Source organism: Sporomusa sp., assembly GCF_057736855.1.
Genome location: NZ_JBYKYF010000132.1, coordinates 1 through 4,181, shown reverse-complemented (window position 1 = coordinate 4,181; position 4,181 = coordinate 1). Strand labels below are relative to the sequence as shown.

The window sequence follows — 4,181 nt, the reverse complement described above, 5'->3', positions numbered from 1 at the left end:
GTCCGGGCCAGTTCATCATCAAGATTTGACAGCAGTATAAACTGGGCTTTTTTCATGAGGCGGGTGACGGCATAGGCCTTATGACCGCCGATAACAAAATCTTTGCGAACTTTTTCCTCAATCGCTTCCGGTGTTTTATATTGCCGCATCCATTGTTCGTACATGTCAGACCCTGTGCCTTCGGCACACTCACCCAAGAGAATGATAACTCCGCCCTCTTTGACGGCCAGTACCGCGTTTTCCATGGTTTTTTGCATTTGATAGACATTTATGTCTTTCGGATAGCCGCCGCAAGAGGCAATAACTAAATCGGCCGGTTCAGACAATTTGGTGCCATAAACACTTTCAACAAATTGGCAGCCCTGACGGTGAGCCGTAATGTAATCCCCGGCAAAAATCTTAAGAAATTCCTTTTTTTCGTTTAGTACCACATTCAACAAAAACGAGGGACGGCACATTTCGGCGCCCTCTATTTGGTCTTCGTAGACCGGATTGCCATCAAGCTTACCTAATTGAGAACCAGGCTCCAGCATGAGTGAGTGGTTGCGGCGGATAGTTTCATAAGCGCTTACACCGGGAAAGAGTGCTTTGCGTCCGCCGCCGTATCCGGCAAAGAAATGATGGACAATGCTGCCTGTACAGATGATATGGTCTGCTTCTACAGCCAGTTTGTGGAAGTAGACCTCAGTACCGCGTGAGGTGGTGCCTACCTTGGTGAACTGGGAGGAATCTTTGGCGTTGCAGTTATACATCCTGACACGATTGGCAACGGCCTGGCCTACTTGCTCCACCATTTCTTCCCATGTCATTTCATGGTGGGTACCAAGGGCAAAAATAATAAACATATCTTTGTCAGGGATGCCTACGGAATTTAATTCGTCCAGCAAAATAGGCATAAATACATGACTGTTGGCTACCCTGGTGGAATCATTGACAAGAAAGGCAACGGTTTCACCTTTTCTCACAATATCACGCAGTGGTTTGCTATCAATCGGGTTTCTTATGGCCGACAAAATGGCAGCCTTGGGATCAGGCAGCGGCGGGTATTCATTCAACTCGAGGGTTGCCGTTACCAAATCAGAATCAAGGGTAAAACTGACAAAACGTTTACCGTATTTAAACTTGTACTGGGTTTGCATGATTACACCTCATTTTGATGGCACTTATTTTTTCGCATATTTCTTTTCCAGAAAAGGAATTAATACTCCTGCCGACAAGATGTCCATCACAGGTTCAGAGAGGGGAGACACCTTGTAACTTTCCCCCGCTGTCTGATTGGTAATGACTCCGGTGCTTAGATTGATTTCCAGGATGTCGCCGTCTTTGATTTTATCGGTCTCCTGACATTCTAAAACAGGTAATCCGATATTGATGGCATTGCGGTAGAGATACGGCAAAAAATTTAGCGATAATAGCCTTGACGCCAGCCCGCTTTAGGGCAATCGGTGCTGTTTCCCGACTGGAGCCTGGACCAAAGTTTTCACCAGCGACAAGTACGGCACCACCTCTGGCTTTTTCTACGAAATGCTCGTCAATGCCTTCCAGCGCATGCTGAGCAATGACTTCAAGTGATTTTTCCAGGTACTGGGGTGGAGAAATAAGATCAGTATTTATATTATCTCCGTATTTTAAGGCTTTTCCTTTTATTGTCTCCATGCTATGACCTCCTTATAAACAAATGAATTTGTCTGCGTTTATTGCTTGCTGGTAGAAGCAAGGAGTCTCAATCGGCTGGCTATTGGATGAAATGACGTGGGTCTGTGATTTTTCCGGTGATGGCGGCGGCAGCCACTGAGGCGGGTGAACCTAAAAATATTTCAGATTCTTTATGACCCATACGACCAATGAAGTTACGGTTTGTAGAGGAGATGGCCCTTTCCGATCGGGCCATTATTCCGCTGTGCAGTCCCAGACAGGCGCCGCAGCTGGGAGCGAGGATCATAGCGCCGGCGTCTGATAGTACTTCGATAATGCCGTCTTTTAGGGCCTGATGATAGATGGAGCGTGAAGCCGCTGATACCAGCATTCTAACTTCAGGGTGTATTTTTCTTCCTTTAAGGATTTTTGCAGCTGCAGCCAAATCGGCATACCTGCCATTGGTACAAGAACCAAGGTAAGCTTGATGAATCACTTCGCCTTCAGCCTGGGGTATATCAACAACCTTGTCCACCTCATGGGGCAATGCGATCTGCGGAACCAGCTTGCTTGCATCAAATGTAAAGGTCTGACTATAGACCGCATCAAGATCGCTGTATACTGGCAGGCCCTTGGTGGCACCAATGGCTGATAAATAGCTGAATACTTTTTCATCAGGCGCAATCAGTCCGGTTTTGGCCCCGGCCTCTACTGCCATGCCCATTGTTGGATGCCTCCTATTGATATATAAATATAGTATTACTTATAAATGTCAAAGTATTTTGCAAATATCACTTGCCAAATCACCAACCTTATGTTATCATTTAAATAAGCACCATCCTTATAGCGCCAGATTCAAGACCAATGCAGTGTTTTGGAAACTTCCCGTTTTCCGTGTTGCAAGTCGGTTAGCGAGTTGGCAGGATAGTGTTTTTTCTTATCTGTAAGAGTGTTACCAAGTAAGTTCTCCATCTAGTGAAGAGTAAGGCTAGTTCCTTATTTGGCAAACATGTTGTATGAATGGTTAATTGGCATATAAGTAACCGTGTACAAGTCAATGCTATATGGATGGCTGCTTTGGTTATGGGGGAAGGTAAAAACCTTCCCCTTGTTGTATTTTTTATTTTTTGCAAGATATGAGTTATTACATAGCAGCAGAGTATGTTAGTCGGTCTATGCCGGATACTAAGGTGCTGGAGTTTACAACCACATCATCTGAGAGGAGTGTTACCTGTTGCAGATACTTTTTTGGGATATCGACGGAACATTAATTAGAACAGCCAAAGCTGGACTGTATGCTTTTTGTCTAGCTACCGAGGAACTATGGGGCAAGTCAGTAGATTTTGCCACCATTAAGACCGCAGGTATGAGTGATAATTATATTGCCAGGCAGATTATTCGGGCTGTGTCTGGACGGGAGGCGAACTATGAGGACATTGCTCTGCTATGCCGCCGGTATGAAGCGTTGCTTTCCGAACAGTTGGCCAAGAGAAAAGGACTTATTTTACCTGAAGTGAAAAATATTTTATCTCGGCTGCATGGACAAGCGGAATATAAATTATTGTTACTGACAGGTAACAGCCGGCAAGGGGCTGAGATCAAACTAAAATATTTTGGATTGGATACCTACTTCGATTTTTCCCGCAGTGCATTTGCAGGGCAGTGTGAGCTAAGAGTGGACATCGCGCGCAGCGGTCTGGATATTGTCCGAAAAAATTGGGGAGACCCTAAGCAGCATAATATATTTGTTATTGGTGATACGCCACATGATATTGAATGTGGTAAAGCTATCGGTGCATATACCATTGGAATTGCAACAGGAGCGTATTCGCCAGCAGAGTTAGCAAGCTGTACTCCCTGGTGGGTAATTCCAACTCTGCCAAGTGTCGAAACTTTTATTCAAAAAATCGAAACCATAAAGCGGCAACCTTTATGATTCAATAAAAAGTATTAGATTCTTTACACAAACCCGTTTACAATCAGGTTGTACACGGGTTTTACTGTTTGTTTGAACTAAAAAATGGTAAAATAAGAAATAAAAAAAACGAGAGCATTTTACTCTCGTTTCACCAATTTTATTTGCTATAAGTTTGTAAGAAATGTAATCCAAGCTGTTCATACTTTTCTAACTGATGAATAACCGCAGCTTGCTGAGTAATAGTAAGACCTGCGGCACACTCAATACCGATGGCATCTTTGATCATTCTCTTAATCTCAAAGTGGCAATACCCGAACAAGGACAGCCGGTTTATTAACTGTTCTATACGTTGATTCATATGTTTCCTCCAAATCTAAGTTTACATTGGTAATGTAGCGTGTGCATATTGTTATAGTCGCCATTACCTGATATTACCAATTTACACATTAGATTACAGAGAACTTTGGGCAAAAATTACTTGTTCTAATGGCTGCTTCTTAATTTCAGATTGCAATGGTAAATAACTTTTAAAGTATATCATAAAAATGAGTTGTTAGTCAATAATTTTTATTATCAAATAGTTACATATAGGGAGGGATGAGTATGGTTCGTATTTTGGCATTGTTAG

5 protein-coding genes are annotated in these 4,181 nt (G+C 43.2%); 1 reads left to right on the top strand and 4 read right to left on the bottom strand.

Translation table 11 applies throughout. From position 1 onward, the window contains the following. The 3 genes from AC29Z1_RS09960 to AC29Z1_RS09950 all read right to left on the bottom strand — a co-directional run. The coding region (locus AC29Z1_RS09960) for a nickel-dependent lactate racemase family protein (RefSeq protein WP_488271309.1) at positions 1-1,139 on the bottom strand (1,139 nt) is incomplete at its 3' end. 190 nt (positions 1,140-1,329) lie between these two features. Then, positions 1,330-1,656: a 3-isopropylmalate dehydratase small subunit gene (locus AC29Z1_RS09955; protein ID WP_488271308.1), complete on the bottom strand. Its 327-nt coding sequence runs from the start codon at positions 1,654-1,656 to the stop codon at positions 1,330-1,332. Positions 1,657-1,735: 79 nt separating this feature from the next. Further along, positions 1,736-2,380 (bottom strand): aconitase family protein, encoded by a 645-nt coding sequence (locus tag AC29Z1_RS09950; RefSeq protein ID WP_488271314.1) that lies wholly within the window; start codon positions 2,378-2,380, stop codon positions 1,736-1,738. A 489-nt stretch (positions 2,381-2,869) separates the two neighbouring features. On the opposite strand from AC29Z1_RS09950, the gene AC29Z1_RS09945 reads away from it, so the two are divergent. Beyond that, entirely contained in the window at positions 2,870-3,571 is a 702-nt protein-coding gene (locus AC29Z1_RS09945) for an HAD family hydrolase (RefSeq protein WP_488271307.1), read from the top strand. A gap of 139 nt (positions 3,572-3,710) precedes the next feature. On the opposite strand, the gene AC29Z1_RS09940 is transcribed toward AC29Z1_RS09945, so the two are convergent. Beyond that, positions 3,711-3,911 (bottom strand): hypothetical protein, encoded by a 201-nt coding sequence (locus tag AC29Z1_RS09940; RefSeq protein ID WP_488271306.1) that lies wholly within the window; start codon positions 3,909-3,911, stop codon positions 3,711-3,713. Positions 3,912-4,181 lie beyond the last annotated feature (270 nt).